Genomic DNA, 16,401 nt, shown 5'->3' with positions numbered 1-16,401 from the left:
TGTAATCGGGAAACCGACCACATTCGGCCCTGTGGAGGTGCGTGGTCCAAATGTAATCGAAAAACCGATTACATTCGGCACTTCGGAGGCGCGTGGTCCAAATGTAATCGGGAAACCGACCACATTCGGCCCTGCGGAGTTGCGTGGGTCCAATGTAATCGAAAAACCGATTACATTCGGCATCCCGCCTCCTACTTCTTGCACCCTACCAGCCGTTTTTCCTGCCCGCTAAGTCACCGGCAACACCGCCGGACTTTAGCCCTATTTGTGGGCCCGGAGGGGACATCGTCCCCCGCCTAGGCAGAAGGACTTATTTTTACAGAGTCTGCTCCGTTGTTAAGGGAATATCCTTTCAGAAATAACGCTGAAATATTTCACTGAAGTTTGAAAATAAAAACAAACCCTCTTATAATTACTTTAAATTACAACTTATTTGGGAGGAGATGGGAGAAGACAGTGAACAAACCACGCGAATTATGGATTGATGCCGCCAAGGGATTCAGTATTATATTTGTTGTTATGGGCCACTCGGGCGATGCGGCAGCGAACCATTATTTGTCCTGGTTCCGGATGCCTTTGTTCTTCATGCTTAGCGGGCTGCTGTTTAAGCCGGTCGAACCCGGACGTTATCTGCGCTGGGCAGTGAAGCGGACACGGGGGCTGATGACTCCTTATTTTGCCTACGGACTCCTGATTGCGGCAGTGCTGCTGCTGTTCAACCTGAATCTTAAGGGGTTCGCAGAGAATGTAGCGAGGCTGCTCTACGGGGGATTGTCGCTCACGGGGCCTTACGGGGTGTTCTGGTTCATCACCTGCCTGCTGTTCACCCAGTTGCTGTTCGGATATATCGTCCGTTTTTCCCGCAGTATCCAATTTCTAATAATTGCCTCTGCTTACCTCCTCTCTCATGTGATCTCCCTGACCTCGCTCAAGAACTTCAACCTTCCCTGGAACATTGATGTGTCGCTGCTCGCCATCACTTATTATGCCATTGGCTTCTACGGCAAAAAGTTGATCCCTGCGCTGATCCGCCGCTATTCGGCGCTCCTGGTGCTGCTCCCGTTGTGCGGCCTTGTGCTGCTGCTGGAACGGAGGGGAATTATTCAGTACAGCTTGAATATGAAATACAAGGAATATACGTCACTCGTGCTGGATCTCGCAGTACCGCTGCTGGTCTCGTTGACCATTTGCGCCGGGGTGTACCGGCTGGTGCAGCTTGTTCCGCTGGATTGGATGGGCAGCCTGGGGCGCAACTCTATTGCGATCATGTACCTGCATCTGCCACTGAATTACAGCCTGAAATATCTGCTCGGCGCGGATTACGGGTTGATCCCCTTTACGCTGATCGGTGTGGGCGTGCCGCTGCTAGTGGCCATGTGGGCTGTACGCTCTCCGGTACTCTCCAGACTCTATCTCGGGCATAAGGGCGGGAGGCGTCCGGCAGTAAACTCTAGCAACGCACGTTAACGCGCGGACAGGTGCACAAGCTCTTTTTCATATTTTACATATACTTTAGTAGAATATGAAAAGGAGTGATACACTTTGGCCAAAATACTGTTAGATTATAACGCCTCTGTAGTTACACCTATTACTAACGGGGTTTCCATACCCGTCCCTATTTCTCCGGCAGGTATACAGATTGCAGGAACGTCGGTTCATATCGATCCGGCAGTTCCAGGACATTTTCCCAATAAGGTTGAACTGAAAGCCACCATCGGCGTGGATGTTACTCTGGATACTCCTAATGTGCTGGTCCGCATCTGGCGGGCAGGCACCGAAATATTCTATGCTCGGGTAGAGCTTGAAGAGAACTTCAATGACGACGGTATTATTTCGCTGCATATGGTAGATATCAACGTCCCGTCCGGTGTGCAGAACTATCAGCTGATTGTAGAGAACCAGGATGCGGACTCCATTGCTACAGTGGTGGGACCTGTTATATTCAGCGCTCTGGCTATCGGCGGATAGGCCATTCTTAGCACCACTTAAAGAGGCTTTCTCAAGTATCTGTGAAGATACCTGGGAAAGCCTTTTTTTGAAATCTATATATTGAACTAATGTTTTTTATGTTTTGGAATAAAACTTGACTCCAGAGAAGTCTTGGGCTTCCGGCCGCTGTTGTTTACAGATTTCATGATTTTATACCGTTTTGAACGGTTGAAATCCGTAGACAAAGGCGGTCGCTAGCGCTCCTCCAGTTCCAAAATTCCCCTCCGCCACTTTTCCTTAGCTAAAATTATTAGTTCGATCTATATAGTTTGAATTTCAGTATGTATCTGTTTCACTAGATAGCTAATCCTTCTATTTCTCGCTGAACTGGAATAATTTCCTGCCATTCTGACGAAACTGGAACACAGTACCTGTGAAATGAAGGTTAAGTTCAGGAGGGGAACCATTGTGAGGAAAATTCGTTATGTAACGCTTGTGCTGTGCATTGCTGTGTCGGTTCTGGGAGGCGCTACAGGTGCCTGGGCCGAGGAAAAAGCCAAAGGCACCGCAAATTCCGGCAATGCCGGAGGGGCGGCTGCGGAGCTGGCGCCGGGGGCGCGTTCTGCTATTCTTATGGATGCCAGCACGGGCACGGTCATCTATGAGAAGAACAGCCATGATAAACTTCCGCCGGCCAGTATTACCAAGATTATGACCATGCTGCTGACCGTGGAGGCGCTGGACGAGGGCAAACTGCAGCTGACCGACAAGGTGCGGACCAGCGAGTATGCGGCATCGATGGGCGGTTCGCAGATTTTCTTAGAGCCGGGTGAGGAAATGACGGTGGACGATATGCTGAAGGGCATCGCGATGGCCTCCGGCAATGATGCTTCCGTAGCTATGGCGGAGAAAATCGCCGGCTCGGAGAGCGCCTTCGTCGATCTCATGAACCAGAGGGCGCAGAACCTGGGCCTGAAGGATACTCATTTCGCCAACTGCAACGGCCTGCCGGCTGCGAATCATTATTCCTCCGCGCATGATATTGCCGTCATTAGCCGGGAGCTGCTGAAGCATGAGCAGATTATCAAATACACCGGCTCTTATCAGGATTACCTGCGCAAAGATTCCACCAAGCCGTTCTGGCTGGTCAACACCAACAAGCTGGTGCGGTTCTACACAGGGGCTGACGGACTGAAGACGGGATATACGTCCGAAGCGAAGTTCTGTCTGTCGGCGACGGCGGCCAGAGACGGCCTGCGTGCTGTAGCGGTAGTGCTGGGCGAGCCGAACACCAAGACCCGTAACAGCGAGGTCTCAGCGATGTTCGACTACCTCTTTTCCCAATATAAATTGCATACGATTCACAAGGCAGGCGACACCATCGGCACGGTAAGGATTGAGAAGGGCGTGAAGTCGCAGCTGCCGCTGGTGGCGAAGGAAGACTATAGTGTGCTGCTCCGTAAAGGAGTGACTCAGGAGGGCATCCGCCACGAGCTGGTGCTGAATGAGCAGGTGAAGGCTCCGGTGGCTGAAGGCCAGACGGTCGGCAAGCTGGTGGTCTATCAGGGGAACGATGTGTTGAAGGAATATGAGCTGAAGGCAGGCGAAACGATCCCGAGGGCGGGCTGGTGGAAGCTGTTCAAGCGGGCCACGGGCGCTATGTTCACGAAGGATTAGAGGCTGCCGATCCATTTGATCTGCCAACCGCCGCACATGCTCCAGTATTTCACCTGTTCGCGATTTGTTCCTTTTTGTAGATTGAACTAGGGGCTTTGTGTAAGTTCTTAGGAGTTTTCTTCTAGTTTTGTCGTGAGGCAGGAATCCTCAATTGCGGTGTAGAAACCTTGTCCTTGTAGGGGAAAGAAATGGTTACAGGGCGGTTGTCCAAGCAACGAAGAGGAGAGTGGCAAGCATGAATTCTCATGTGGAGATGGAGCATCACCGGGGTGTGCTGATTGTCCGGTTGTCCGGGGAACTGGATCATCACGCAGCCGATTATGTACGTATGGATATGGATGAAGCAATTATGCGGGGCCAGGTGGAGCATCTGATCCTGAGTCTGAAGGAGCTGCAGTTCATGGACAGCTCGGGTCTCGGAGTGATTCTGGGACGGTACAAGCTGATCCGCAGTAAGGGCGGCAAAATGGCAGTCTGCGATGCCACAGCGCCTGTGAAGCGCCTGCTGGAAATGTCGGGCCTGTTCAAAATCATGCCCCTATATGACGACGAGAGCTCTGCACTCTCGGATTTGGAGGTCGCGTTATGACTAGTAGCGAAGCCCGTAACTTCATGAGTGTCCAATTTGCTGCGCTGTCTGAGAATGAATCGTTCGCGCGTGTCGTAGTGGCGGCCTTTGTCTCCCGGCTCGATCCGACGATGGAGGAGCTGAATGACCTGAAGACGGTAGTCTCGGAGGCTGTCACCAATTGTATTATTCACGGTTATGACAGTGATCCCGCTGGCGTTGTCAGTATATCCGCTTCGCTCGACAATGAGACCGTGCACCTGACGATTGAGGATAAGGGCCGGGGCATTGAGGATCTGGAGCTGGCCCAGCAGCCGCTGTATACCTCGAAGCCGGAGCTGGAGCGGTCAGGTATGGGCTTCACCATTATGGAGAATTTCATGGATGAATTCGAGGTTATCAGCGAACCGGGACGCGGAACCTCAATCTCCATGAAGAAAACCATCGTCTCGAAAAAAGCTTTATACAATTAGGGGTTGGAGCCATGGAAGCAGAATCAAAAAAAGCTCCGCCGACCTATTTGGACGATGCGGAGGTCAAACGTCTAATCGCGCTCAGTCAAGCAGGGGACCATACGGCCCGCGACACGCTGGTCAACTGCAATATCCGCCTCGTCTGGTCGGTGGTGCAGCGGTTTATGAACCGTGGATACGAACCGGATGATTTGTTCCAGATCGGCTGTATCGGACTGCTGAAGTCCGTTGATAAATTCGACCTCAGCTATGAGGTCAAGTTCTCCACCTATGCGGTGCCGATGATTATCGGCGAGATCCAGCGGTTCCTCCGCGATGACGGCACGCTTAAGGTCAGCCGCTCGCTGAAGGAGATGGCCAACAAGGTGCGCAAGATGAAGGATGAGATGTCCAAAACGCTCGACCGCCTCCCGACCATCGGTGAAGTGGCCGAAGCGCTGGGCGTCACGCCCGAAGAAATCGTCTTCGCCCAGGAAGCCAACAAGCCGCCGACTTCGATCCACGAGACCGTCTTCGAGAACGACGGTGATCCGATCACGCTGATCGACCAGATCGCCGACGAGTCGCAGGAGCGCTGGTTCGACAAGCTGGCCTTGAACGAGGCCATCGGCGCTCTAAGCGAGCGCGAGCGTCTGATCGTGTATCTGCGCTATTACCGCGATCAGACCCAGTCCGAAGTCGCCAGCCGCCTCGGTATCTCGCAGGTGCAGGTGTCGAGGCTGGAGAAGAAGATCCTCGCGAACATCCGCGAGCAGATTGCGCAGTAAGGGTGGAAGTTACAGCGCGTCTCGGCTGATACGCCCGTTGATAAGCAGCAGCGGGTGGCGTATACCGTAGAGTGGCATCGGTCGCAACGGGTATGTTGAAACATTAGGTAGAGGCAACAGTTCAGTACGTCCGATACAGCAGTCGGGTTAACTGTAGTGCTTAGCAAGAGTTAAGTATGTGATGTACAGTGACGGGTGCAAGGCGGGCCGCCCCTTAGAGGGGCGGCTTTTTGCGTGCGCTCACAGTGAGACTAAGTACCACCACGATCATTGTGCTACCCGGACTCAGATTCCCTTATTCGGCCCAAATGTCTCTTTTTAGAGCTGAAACGGACTCAGTGGAGCTTATCTTGTCTATCCAGCTCCTAATCAAGCGAAATGCAGCCACATAGCGGCATCTGAGTCCGCGCATTTCATATATCCGCCGGATTAGCGGAAATAGCGGAATGTCAGTCCGCTTTCGTAGCCGATGGAGCCCCAGATGGAGCCCCACCCCGATGGAACCCACCGATGGAACCCCGGATGTTCCTGCGCATGGTTATACCGTGAGCTTCACATATGCTAAACTAGGCTGAACTCGTAACAATCGATGATTGCGGCAACTAACTAGAGATCCAAATGAATATGGAGGACTAAAGCCAATGGATTATGCGAAGCTCAGCAAAGAGGTTTCCTACGCCCTGCGTCACGCGCCGTGGGAATATGAACTGGAATTGGATGAACAGGGGTGGGTGGATATTGAACAGCTGCTTCACTCGCTGCATCAGGACAAGAAGTGGGAAGCAGTCGGTGCAGAGGATCTGGACAAAATGATCGCAGCATCGGATAAGCAGCGGCATGAGCTTGCGGAGGGTAGAATAAGGGCGCTGTATGGTCACTCGGTCCCGCGAAAAATAATCAAGCAGGCTGAAACGCCGCCCCCTATTCTGTACCATGGAACAGCCAGGCAATGGGTAGAGACGATTCTGCACGAAGGACTGAAACCAATGAAGAGGCAGTATGTTCATTTCTCGGTGGATACGGATACAGCCAAGCTGTCGCAAGGATTCAAGTCCTGTAATCTTAACCATAGATGCCGGGCGGGCCGCACAGGAAGGAATTAAGTTCTACCACGGAAATCATAATATCTGGCTGGCGGACCATATTCCACCTCAATTTATTGCTGGTTTGTAGCCTGCTCTAAGCAACCAACCCACTACAACAAAAGCGCCCCAGCCAGCCGGTTCACGGCTCGCGGGACGCTTTTATTAATACCATGTGATCACAGATCTCTGCTTAAGGCGCTACAATCGCACCTGTTGAAATCATATAATTACCGGGTGTCAAATAGTTGCCGGCATCTTCGCCGGATAAGGTGTAGACAACAGTGATGAGTTTGCCGCTGCCGACAGCAGCATCGCTGTATGTTGCTGTTGCACTGACTGTGACATCATCGCCAGGAATGACTCCGATCAGGGTGCCGGGGGTGAACTGGACCGATGTATTTCCATCATAGATCTTGGATTCTGTAATCACTGGTGTTGTAATGTTGAGCTGTAAAGCAGTGATAATACCTGTATTAATGGTGTAGCTAACTGGTGGAATATAGTTACCCGCATCTGCTCCTGTTAAGGTGTAGGAGATGGTGATGATTTTGTTCACTCCCACGTTAGGAGTGTCATAGGTACCGGCGGCATGCACGGTCACATCATCCCCTTCAATAATATCGGTTACAGCACCGACAATCACTGCCGCTGTTGTAGTTCCGTCATAGACTCTGGAGCGTGTGATCTGATCCCGGTCAATCTCGCCATTGGTAACGATGTAGCTCACAGGTGCAATATAATTGCCTGCATCTGCTCCGCTAAGCGTATAGACTACAGTTATGGTCTTGCCCGTCCCAATGGCAGATGTATCATAGTTGGCAACGGCGCTCACAGTGACATCTTCCCCGGGAACTACCCCTAGAAGCTGTCCGGGAGTCACCGCTGCTGCTGTTGTTCCGTCCTTGAACTTCGCCAAGGTCAAATTCGTAGCTTCGATGGTTAACGGATGGAGTGCGATGCTGCCCGTATTCACGATATAGGGAGCGGGTGCAAGATAGCTGGCTGCTTGCGCTCCGCTTAATGTGTAGGTAACGGTTATAGTCTTGTTCACCCCAAGCGCTGCGCTGTTGTAGGCAGCAGAGGCCTGCACATTAACATCGTCACCGCTCAGCACACCGGTCAGCGAATTTGCGGTTACTGCTGCTGAGGCAGTGCCGTCATAGGTTTTGGACTCCGTCAAGGAGGCGGGAAGCCCTATGGTCAACTCAATCACTCTAACCTCAATCGTGCTGGAAGGGGCCGAGATATTGCCGGAGCCATCTACAGCATACACAACATAATGACCGGCAGGCAGACCTTGCGTATTCAGCGGGGAATAGACGGAGGCGGTTACCGCCAGCTTTTTACCCAGAGCAGCATGAACAGAATCATCCAGACCGGTTGCAGTTCCGGCCACTGTGGAGGGGACCAGATACAAGTAACCCGCTTCGTTGCTTGTTCCGTATACATTATCTCCTACAGTAACCGCTCCAAGGGTCACACTGGTAAGTAAAGGGGCTGACGTATCGCCTGGATTAGGAGTAGGTGCTGGTGTAGGAATTGGCGTAGGAGCTGGTGTAGGAGCTGGTGTAGGAATTGGTGTAGGAACTGGTGTAGGAACTGGTGTAGGAACTGGTGTAGGTATTACTGTAGGTGTTGGTGTCGCTACTGGTGTAGCTGTAGGCGCAGCCGTTGGATCGGAAGGGACATAGGTGCTCCGAACCGGCGTAGGTGTAGCAGTTGGTGTGGCTGTTGGACTAGCTGCCGGTGAGGTGGTTGCTGAAGGTGTGTCTCCACCATTTCTAGGAGTACTGGCTGGAGCCTCCTCAATAACTTTGGTGCGTGTTAAGGACACTACGGCTTCCGCACGGGTAATATCCCTGCCGGGTCTGAAGCTGTTATCTTCCGAGTAACCCTTCATGACTCCTGACGCAGCCACGGCATTGACAGAATCCAGTGCCCAGGCGGCAATATCCTTGGAATCGCTGAAAAGAGCACCGGTCTTAGCGGCCTCCAGCTTCAACAACCGGTTGATGATCACTGCGGCTTCCTGTCTGCTGATCGTCTTGCCGGTACCGATGGTACCATCTGAATATCCGCTGATATATCCGGCCTTTACTGCTTTGGCAACCTCGGTGTAGGCCCAGTTGCTTGCAGAGAGATCCTTATAGGCCACAGGTGCCGTCTCGGTGAATCCGAAGGCGCGGTTGATGAGCGCCATGAATTCTGATCTTTTCAGACTATTGTCCGGTTTGAAGCTGCCGTCGGCATATCCCTGAATGAAGCCTTTTTCAACCCAATCTGTAACCTCGCCTTGTGCCCAGTGGCCTGTGATGCCTGTTAAAGAAGGTGCCGAAGCACCTAGAGCTGTCTCCAGGGGAGTAAATAGTGTGGTTGCTATCATTAGTGTGGAAAGAAGAAGCATGCCGGGTCTATGGTTCAATGTGACGCCTCCTGAAAGTGTATTATCTTCGCTAACATAGGCCAGGGGGGTATTGCTAGACATCCTCCGGTGCAACAGTTTTGGCCTTCATGATGGGTTAAATGAAATAATAGTAACATATATTATTAAAAATTAATTAAAATAAATATAATCTTTGGAAATTTAATTTTTCAAAATTTAAACCTAACATTGGTCAATTAATTCAGGCTATGAAATAGGTGGATTTGTTCCTTTCTGGAGCCTTATTTGTAACCTTTCTCCCCCTTAATGGCACTTAGTAGTGTAACGTGATCAAGACTTACAGAAATGAGGTTCGGTAGACAGATGCAACAGTGGATTGAACGAGTGCAGCAGGGCGATGCCGAAGCCTTCCGGGAGCTTAGCGGGCATGTGCGGGGGATGGCTTACGTAGTAGCCTACGATATGCTCAGCGATGTACAGCTCGCGGAAGACGCGGTGCAGGAAGCCTTGCTGGAGGCGTATATGAATCTTGGCAGCCTTCAGGAGCCGGCCGCGTTCCCGGGATGGTTCAAAACGATCGTGGTCAGGCAATGCCACCGGCTGCTGCGGCGTAAGACAGAGACAACCCTGCCTCTGGAGGCAGCGGAGCAAGTGCCCGGGTCATCCCCCGGTGCAGCGGAGATTGTTGAATACCGGGAATGGACACAGGTGCTGCACAATTCAGTGTTGGAATTGTCCGCCAAGCTGCGGGTACCGCTGCAATTGTTCTACTTCTACGGGTACTCGCTTCAGGAGATTTCCGTGTATCTGGGTCTTCCCGTCGCTACGCTGAAGAAAAGGCTGTATGACGGCAGACGCAAGCTGAAGGGCGCTTTACCTGTTGCCGATCTGGCTGCTGCATTCCATCTGTTACATGAAGGGGGAGCACGTATGCTGCATATTGTGAATGGTGACACGGTGGGAGATAAGCTGAAACGGGGAATTGTCCAGGGAGAGGTGCTGGTGTGGAGAGAGATCTATTCGGCAGGGCCGATCTTCACCGATCCGGCGGCAGAGCAGAATCGGCTGCTGCGGGCTGAGGTACTACAGGGCACGATGGGTATTCCGGCGGCTGAATATCTGGCGGGCTGTGCGGAGCAGGAGCGCAGAATTAGCGGATTCCGCCAGTATGATGAGGTGGTGCTGTGGTTTGAGCATGATCTCTTCGACCAGAGTATGTTGGCCTACCTATTACACTGGTTCAATGGGCAAAATCTGGGCAATACGAAGCTGAGCCTGCTCTGCATCGGAGAATTCCCCGGGATCGAGCGGTTCCATGGTCTGGGACAGCTGACGGAAGCCCAGCTTAGCACCCTGCCGGGAACCTGGCGGAAAATTGGCCGCAAGGAGCTGCAACTGGGGAGCCTGCTGTGGGAGGCATACGCGGCTGCCGATCCAAGCGAGCTGGCTGATCTGCTTGCAGCGAAGCGGGAGGAGCTGGCGGGGGGCACGCTTGTTTTTGCCTATGATGCCTTCATGGCCCATCTCTCCCGCCTGCCTTCCGTAGAGAATGGACTCGGCATTGTCGAACAGACCACTCTCCAAGCTGTAGCTAGCGGTATGGATACGCCGCTTAAGCTGTTCCGTCAGGTTACGGATCAGCTCCACCGGCTTGGCATGGGCGATACGGAATACTGGAAGATCCTGCGCACACTTACAGCCGGAAAACAGCCGCTGCTTGAAATCGAGGGTGCGTCAGAGCTAACAGATTACAGGGAAGTACCGGAATTCCTGCACCGCAGCGTTACGCTGACTGGATGGGGGGAGCAACTGTTGGCCGGAGCAGCCGACCGCTTACAGCTGCAAAGTATCGATGAATGGTTCGGCGGCCTGCATCTGAAGGGTCATGACGTCTCTTGGCGCTGGGACCGCGCTGCGGGACAGCCTGTAAGCACCCGTCATCCGCACGGACGGAATAGAATGTAATCAGGAGGTTTCCCTGCTAAGCTGAACGCTTGGCGGGTGAACCTCTTTTTGTTTTTTTAGAAAATTATTAATTCAGTTTGTTGTGGAGCAGGAGTGTTAAAACCAATGTATGTCAAAAACCGAATACAATCGGTCAGTGTGAGGCGCGTGGGCCAAATGTTCACCGCAGCGCCGACCATGCTGCAAGTTCAGCTCTGGAGTGCGCCTGATGCTCTATATAGTATAATAGTTTCAACTGAAAAAGGAGGAGAGCGGCATCAGAACATTAGTAATCAGTGACATCCACGGCTGTATAGAGGAATTCAACCTGCTGCTCCGCCGGGCGGAGTATAACCCCTCCAGGGATCAATTGATCCTGCTGGGCGATTATGTGGACAGAGGACCTGACAGTAGGGCGGTCGTGGAACAGGTGAAGCGGCTTGCCGAGGCAGAGGGGGTTATTGTGCTGCGGGGCAACCATGATCAGATGGCCTGCGATGCGTTGGCGGGAGAGGATGATAAGCGGGATACCCACTGGATTACGAATGGGGGATTCCACACCCTGCTAAGCTATTGCGGAGGCCGGGATTCGGTCCTGCTGCACCCGGATTCAGGCTGGAGGGACTATACAGAGATGAAGCGGTTCATGCGTACGGAGTATAAGGAGCACCTGGATTTCTTGGGTTCGCTGCCCTATTACTATGAGACGCAGACCCATCTGTTCGTTCATGCGGGCATTGATCCTTCCCTTGCCGACTGGCGGACCCAGCGGGAGTATGATTTTATCTGGATTCGGGAGCCTTTCTACAATCATCCTGTTACTTCTGCGGAGAAGACGGTCGTATTCGGTCATACCTCTACGGTAGATCTGCAGGACGGGGCAGGAGTCTGGTTCAGTCCGCTGGGTGACAAAATAGGCATCGACGGCGGCTGTGTGTACGGGGAGCAATTGAATTGTCTGGAGATTAGTGAAGAAGGATATAAGACCTATGCGGTCAGGCTTGGCGAGCGCGAGTAATAAGGGCTGCGAAGCAGACGGGGTGAAAACAAACTCGTAAATGGTTATAATTGGAATATCAAATCCGAATGTTTAGGAGGAAGAAATGTCCAATTCACTTTTAACGAAGAACGCGTTAGCCCGGTCCCTGAAGAAGCTTATGCTCACAAGGCCGCTGAATAAAATAACGATCCAGCAGCTCACAGCGGATTGCGGGGTGACCCGCCATACGTTCTATAATCATTTTCAGGATATCTATGAGCTGCTCGGCTGGATCTACAAGTCAGAAGTAATTGAAGGACTGGATCAATACTGCTGCTGGGCGGGCTGGAAGCAAGGGTTCTTAAGCGTCCTGCGCTATACCGTAAATAACAAAACCATCTGTCTGAATACCTTCCATTCGCTGGGACGCGAGCATCTGGAGCAATTCCTGTACGGAGTGATTTACCGCGTCATGATCAGCGTAGTGGAGGAGCTGGACAGGCAGGCGTGGCCTGGACAGGAGCAGATCCCAGAACCTGTAAGAGTACAGGCCAGACTCGATATAGCCGATTTCTACACGCTGGCCATCCTTGAACAGGTGATCCACTGGCTCAGAGCAGGAGCGAATACAGATCCGGCCGGAGTGGTGGACAAGGTATCGCGGATTATGGACGGATGCATTGCCCGGGGGCTTGAGCATTATCAGTCTGCGGTGCACCCGGCGAAGTAATGACACAATGTCCGGCGGATGTGTAATCCCTAGACAGTAGCGTCCGGCTGTCCATAGAATCCCTGATTCACGGCGGGTATAGTGAAGGCAGTTAGCAGGCACTTATCCCCTGATCAAGGAAGGAAGAGGACACATGGGTACATATCAAAGAATTCATCCGCAGGTACAGGAAGGCATCGCTTCACGCAAGGCTTATCTCGTCGGAGGAGGAATCGGCTCCCTGTCGGCGGCGGCATTCCTGATCCGTGACGGGCAGATGCCCGGCCGGAATATTCATATTCTGGAGCAATCATCTATATACGGCGGTTCCATGGACGGGGCGGGCAATGCCAAGGACGGCTACAGCGCCCGGGGCGGACGCGAGATTGAAGAGCACTTCGAATGCTTCATGGAGCTGTTCGGCTTCATCCCTTCCTTGAGCAATCCGGACCGGACGGTGCTGGATGCATTCCGGGAGCTGAACCTGGCAGAACCGATTGAATCGCATTGCCGTCTGGTTGAAAAGCAAGGCACCCCCGCCGACTTCTCCTCGCTTGGACTTTCAACCGCACATGCGCTGCAGTTAGGCAAGCTGACGCTGGCTACCGAAGAGAGACTGGGCGCGGTGACGATTGAGCAGTTTTTTGATCCGAGCTTCCTGGAGACGAATTTCTGGTATTTCTGGCGCTCCATGTTCGCCTTCGAGAACTGGCATAGTGTGGTTGAGGTCAAGCGTTATATGGAACGGTTCATGCACCTGATCTCCGGGATGAACCAGCTGAAGGGGATTCTGCACACCGAATACAACCAGTTCGACTCGCTGATCCTGCCGCTGATGAAGTGGCTGGAGCGTGAGGGCGTTCAGTTTGACAAAGGGCACCAGGTCACGGATCTGGAGCTTGATATCAAGGGGGATGAGAAGGTTGTAACCGCGATTCAGGTGCTGGTGAACGGTTCGCCGAAGACGATTCCGGTGACACGCGGGGATCTGGTCATGGTCACGAACGGCTCAATGACAGAGAATTCTACCGTTGGCGATCTGGACCATCCGGCGGTGCTGAACCGCTCCGTTACAGAACGCGGCTGCTGGAGCCTCTGGGGCAAGCTTGCTGCTAAGTCCCCGGATTTCGGCCGTCCCGAGGTGTTCTGCGGGGATATCGACAAGTCCAAATGGCTGTCATTCACGATGACTTTTACCGATGATGAGATTGTATTCCCTTATCTGCTGGAACTGACGGGAGATGCTCCCGGCATGGGTGGGGTGGTGACGATCAAAGACTCCAGCTGGATGATGTCCTGGACCGCACCCAAGCAGCCGCATTTCATCAACCAGCCGGACAATGTGAAGGTGCTGTGGGCGTATGGCCTGTTCCCGGATGCCGAGGGCGACTATATTAAGAAAAAAATGAGCGACTGCACCGGACGTGAGCTGCTGGAGGAACTGTGCTACCATATGGGGCTTGCGGACCGCATTCCCGAGATTCTGGAGCATACCACGAATGTCATCCCTTGTATGATGCCTTATATCACTGCCCAGTTCATGCCGCGTGTTCTTGGCGACCGTCCGCAGGTCGTGCCGCAGGGGAGTGTGAATCTGGCCTTCCTCGGCCAGTTTGCCGAAGTCCCGGATGACTGTGTGTTCACGGTGGAGTATTCGGTCCGCTCCGCGATGATGGCTGTATATGAGCTTTTGAAGCTGGAAAAAGAAGTGATTCCCGTCCATCCGAGTAAATATGATGTTCGTGTGCTGCTGACCGCGCTCCGCACCTGTCTGGGCAACAAGCCGCTGCCGCTCGATAAGACGCTCGGTGAGCTGCTGGCGGGAACGGTACTCTCGAAATTGATCTAGCTTCCAGGATTCGACAGGATTCGTACGCAGATTATGATACATTTAGATTAAAACTTTCTGCGGAGGAACCCTGATGAAGAGAATTTTGAGCCGGATCGCACTTGTACTGCTGCTTATGACCTTTGCAGCCATTGTATTGTGCTTCTATTTCAACCAGTTTACCTATGCCTATGGTCTGATTGTAGTGCTGTTGTTGATCTTTGGTGCCATGGGCCAGCTCTATAAGCTGAAGAATGATGAATATATGTACTCCAAGCTGAACAAGAGAGACGTATACGAGGATTACACGAGGTAGCTGATTCCGCTGTACAGGCATGCGAGGGGACCGGCAGACATAGGATGGTAATAAGCAAGCGCTTAACCATTCAGTCACTGCAGGAGGAGAATCGAGTGAACGAGAGACTGGCGGCTGTTATTCTGCGGATTGATGGAATTGCTACGGATATTCTTGTACCGCTGCGGTGTAAGACCATTAATGAAGCGGCTCTGCTTCAGCTCTATGAGGCGCTGGATGAGACGTATGCTCTGATGGAGCATGAGCGGCAGATTGACCGGGAACTCGCTGCCATCCTCTTCCAGCTCTATTCACAGCTGGTAACCCAATCTAATTACGTATATGACAAAAGCCTCTTCGTGCCGCATATCGGCAAGCTGCAAGGGTACATCCGCAAAATATTTGGCGGTACGCTTCAGAATGTATAGAAATCAAATAACAGCCAATCTGACAGCCTATGCTCCAGCTACATCTCTAACAGGATGGAACCGGGAGGATAGGCTGTTTTAAAAATATAAGCGTATTTATATGTTTCACATGATAAATTATCCTTCTATTTCTCGCTGAAACGGTACCGTCCTTTAAAAGGACGGTAAAGCGTTTCCACTTGTTTATTTTTTTTGTCCATTGCCAAACCTTGACCTGTTCCTTTACAATATTATAATGATAATGAGAATCAATTTCAAAGAAACAGGTGACATTCATGAATCATCAGGAAGTGTCCGGGAGCGGGCTGGATCAGAAGGCAGAGCGGCTGAAGCTGCGGTCCCGTCCCTGGGCGGCAACACTAATTCTTATTGGCGGCTTGATTGCGTTGGCGCTTGGTATTGCTATATCCGTATCGTTCGGGGCCGCAGATATTAAGCTGTCGGTCGTATGGACCGCAGTCTTTCATTTCAATCCCGATATTACCGACCATCAGATCATCCGCGAGCTTAGGCTGCCGCGTGTGCTGGGCGGTGTAATGGTGGGAGCCGGCCTCGCTGTGGCAGGAGCTATTATGCAAGGGATGACCCGCAATCCGCTGGCGGATTCGGGATTGATGGGCATTAACTCTGGAGCGGGCTTTGCGCTGGCGGTCTGCTTTGCATTTTTTCCGGGATTGCCGTTCATGTATCTCATTCTTTATTCCTTCGTTGGCGCCGGAGCGGGAGCGGGAATTGTCTATGGAGTAGGCTCACTGGCGAAGGGAGGGCTAACCCCGGCCAGGCTCGTATTGGCAGGTGCTGCCCTCAGTGCGCTGCTCTCGGCGCTAAGTGAAGGCATCGCTCTGTATTTCCGGATCGGACAAGATCTGGCTTTCTGGTACGCCGGCGGTCTGGCCGGAACGAAGTGGTTCCAGCTGCAGATCATGTCTCCATGGGTCATAGCGGCTATCCTCGGAGCCATTGTGCTGTCCCGTTCGATTACAATGCTCAGCCTGGGTGAGGATATTGCCAAGGGGCTTGGGCAGCGTACAGGGCTGGTGAAATTGGCAGGAACGCTGATTGTCCTGATTCTGGCCGGAGCCTCTGTAGCTGTAGTAGGAGCTGTAGGGTTCGTCGGCCTGATCATCCCCCATCTGACCCGCTATCTGGTCGGTGTGGATTACCGCTGGATTATTCCCTGCTCTGCGGTGCTGGGTGCGCTGCTGGTGGTCGGGGGCGATCTCACCGCCCGGATGATCAATCCGCCGCATGAAACGCCGGTGGGTGCGATTATAGCGCTGATTGGGGTACCGTTCTTCCTGTATCTGGCCCGAAAAGAAAGAAGGGAGCTGTAAAG

The 16,401-nt window shown here is 52.6% G+C and carries 14 protein-coding genes and 1 pseudogene; 14 read left to right on the top strand and 1 reads right to left on the bottom strand.

Annotation, left to right across the window (positions count from 1 at the left end):
• Nucleotides 1–456 precede the first annotated feature (456 nt).
• From MKZ07_RS12005 to MKZ07_RS11975, 7 genes and pseudogenes are all read left to right on the top strand, one after another.
• On the top strand, nt 457–1,467 hold the full coding sequence (locus tag MKZ07_RS12005) for an acyltransferase family protein (protein WP_036698270.1): 1,011 nt from the start codon (nt 457–459) through the stop codon (nt 1,465–1,467).
• A gap of 75 nt (nt 1,468–1,542) precedes the next feature.
• The gene (locus MKZ07_RS12000) at nt 1,543–1,968 is read left to right on the top strand and encodes a hypothetical protein (protein WP_051493866.1); all 426 of its coding nucleotides are present in this window, start codon (nt 1,543–1,545) and stop codon (nt 1,966–1,968) included.
• A 399-nt stretch (nt 1,969–2,367) separates the two neighbouring features.
• Nucleotides 2,368–3,606 (top strand): D-alanyl-D-alanine carboxypeptidase family protein, encoded by a 1,239-nt coding sequence (locus MKZ07_RS11995; protein ID WP_445670278.1) that lies wholly within the window; start codon nt 2,368–2,370, stop codon nt 3,604–3,606.
• 235 nt (nt 3,607–3,841) lie between these two features.
• Complete coding sequence (gene spoIIAA, locus MKZ07_RS11990) at nt 3,842–4,195, top strand: anti-sigma F factor antagonist (protein ID WP_036698267.1); 354 nt, start codon at nt 3,842–3,844, stop codon at nt 4,193–4,195.
• A complete protein-coding gene (spoIIAB, locus tag MKZ07_RS11985; protein ID WP_036698265.1) occupies nt 4,192–4,647 on the top strand; it encodes an anti-sigma F factor in 456 nt (151 codons plus the stop codon). The genes spoIIAA and spoIIAB overlap by 4 nt, the downstream gene beginning before the upstream one ends.
• An 11-nt stretch (nt 4,648–4,658) precedes the next feature.
• The gene (gene sigF, locus MKZ07_RS11980) at nt 4,659–5,414 is read left to right on the top strand and encodes an RNA polymerase sporulation sigma factor SigF (protein ID WP_036698262.1); all 756 of its coding nucleotides are present in this window, start codon (nt 4,659–4,661) and stop codon (nt 5,412–5,414) included.
• A 641-nt stretch (nt 5,415–6,055) separates the two neighbouring features.
• Nucleotides 6,056–6,587, top strand: a pseudogene (locus MKZ07_RS11975) (RNA 2'-phosphotransferase).
• 102 nt (nt 6,588–6,689) lie between these two features.
• Here MKZ07_RS11975 and MKZ07_RS11970 read toward each other — a convergent pair.
• Nucleotides 6,690–8,921 (bottom strand): YDG domain-containing protein, encoded by a 2,232-nt coding sequence (locus MKZ07_RS11970; protein WP_341025931.1) that lies wholly within the window; start codon nt 8,919–8,921, stop codon nt 6,690–6,692.
• 324 nt (nt 8,922–9,245) lie between these two features.
• Between MKZ07_RS11970 and MKZ07_RS11965 the strand changes: the two genes are divergently transcribed.
• The 7 genes from MKZ07_RS11965 (at nt 9,246) to MKZ07_RS11935 (ending at nt 16,399) form a co-directional block, all read left to right on the top strand.
• The gene (locus tag MKZ07_RS11965) at nt 9,246–10,847 is read left to right on the top strand and encodes a sigma-70 family RNA polymerase sigma factor (protein WP_036698258.1); all 1,602 of its coding nucleotides are present in this window, start codon (nt 9,246–9,248) and stop codon (nt 10,845–10,847) included.
• Nucleotides 10,848–11,082: 235 nt separating this feature from the next.
• Nucleotides 11,083–11,844, top strand: a complete 762-nt coding sequence (locus MKZ07_RS11960) for a metallophosphoesterase family protein (protein WP_341027972.1) — start codon at nt 11,083–11,085, stop codon at nt 11,842–11,844.
• An 85-nt stretch (nt 11,845–11,929) separates the two neighbouring features.
• Complete coding sequence (locus tag MKZ07_RS11955; protein ID WP_036698255.1) at nt 11,930–12,535, top strand: TetR/AcrR family transcriptional regulator C-terminal domain-containing protein; 606 nt, start codon at nt 11,930–11,932, stop codon at nt 12,533–12,535.
• A gap of 133 nt (nt 12,536–12,668) precedes the next feature.
• On the top strand, nt 12,669–14,363 hold the full coding sequence (locus MKZ07_RS11950) for an oleate hydratase (protein WP_076154384.1): 1,695 nt from the start codon (nt 12,669–12,671) through the stop codon (nt 14,361–14,363).
• Nucleotides 14,364–14,436: 73 nt separating this feature from the next.
• On the top strand, nt 14,437–14,658 hold the full coding sequence (locus tag MKZ07_RS11945; protein ID WP_036698252.1) for a hypothetical protein: 222 nt from the start codon (nt 14,437–14,439) through the stop codon (nt 14,656–14,658).
• A 95-nt stretch (nt 14,659–14,753) separates the two neighbouring features.
• A complete protein-coding gene (locus tag MKZ07_RS11940) occupies nt 14,754–15,065 on the top strand; it encodes a hypothetical protein (protein WP_341025928.1) in 312 nt (103 codons plus the stop codon).
• Nucleotides 15,066–15,340: 275 nt separating this feature from the next.
• Nucleotides 15,341–16,399 carry a FecCD family ABC transporter permease gene (locus MKZ07_RS11935; RefSeq protein ID WP_036698249.1) on the top strand — a complete coding sequence of 353 codons (1,059 nt, stop codon included), beginning with the start codon at nt 15,341–15,343 and terminating at the stop codon, nt 16,397–16,399.
• Nucleotides 16,400–16,401 lie beyond the last annotated feature (2 nt).

It is taken from the genome of Paenibacillus sp. FSL P4-0338 (genome assembly GCF_038002365.1).
Taxonomy (GTDB): Bacteria; Bacillota; Bacilli; order Paenibacillales; family Paenibacillaceae; genus Paenibacillus_AQ.
Note: the sequence above shows the minus strand (reverse complement) of the source record. Positions and strands in the feature narration are given on the sequence as shown.

Bases quoted from the DNA above. Each gene is read 5' to 3' on its own strand.
- MKZ07_RS11995 (WP_445670278.1), top strand. From the start codon at position 2,368: ATGAAGGTTAAGTTCAGGAGGGGAACCATTGTGAGGAAAATTCGTTAT.
- MKZ07_RS11965 (WP_036698258.1), top strand. From the start codon at position 9,246: ATGCAACAGTGGATTGAACGAGTGCAGCAGGGCGATGCCGAAGCCTTC.
- spoIIAB (WP_036698265.1), top strand. From the start codon at position 4,192: ATGACTAGTAGCGAAGCCCGTAACTTCATGAGTGTCCAATTTGCTGCG.
- MKZ07_RS11950 (WP_076154384.1), top strand. From the start codon at position 12,669: ATGGGTACATATCAAAGAATTCATCCGCAGGTACAGGAAGGCATCGCT.
- MKZ07_RS11955 (WP_036698255.1), top strand. From the start codon at position 11,930: ATGTCCAATTCACTTTTAACGAAGAACGCGTTAGCCCGGTCCCTGAAG.
- MKZ07_RS11935 (WP_036698249.1), top strand. From the start codon at position 15,341: ATGAATCATCAGGAAGTGTCCGGGAGCGGGCTGGATCAGAAGGCAGAG.
- spoIIAA (WP_036698267.1), top strand. From the start codon at position 3,842: ATGAATTCTCATGTGGAGATGGAGCATCACCGGGGTGTGCTGATTGTC.
- sigF (WP_036698262.1), top strand. From the start codon at position 4,659: ATGGAAGCAGAATCAAAAAAAGCTCCGCCGACCTATTTGGACGATGCG.
- MKZ07_RS11945 (WP_036698252.1), top strand. From the start codon at position 14,437: ATGAAGAGAATTTTGAGCCGGATCGCACTTGTACTGCTGCTTATGACC.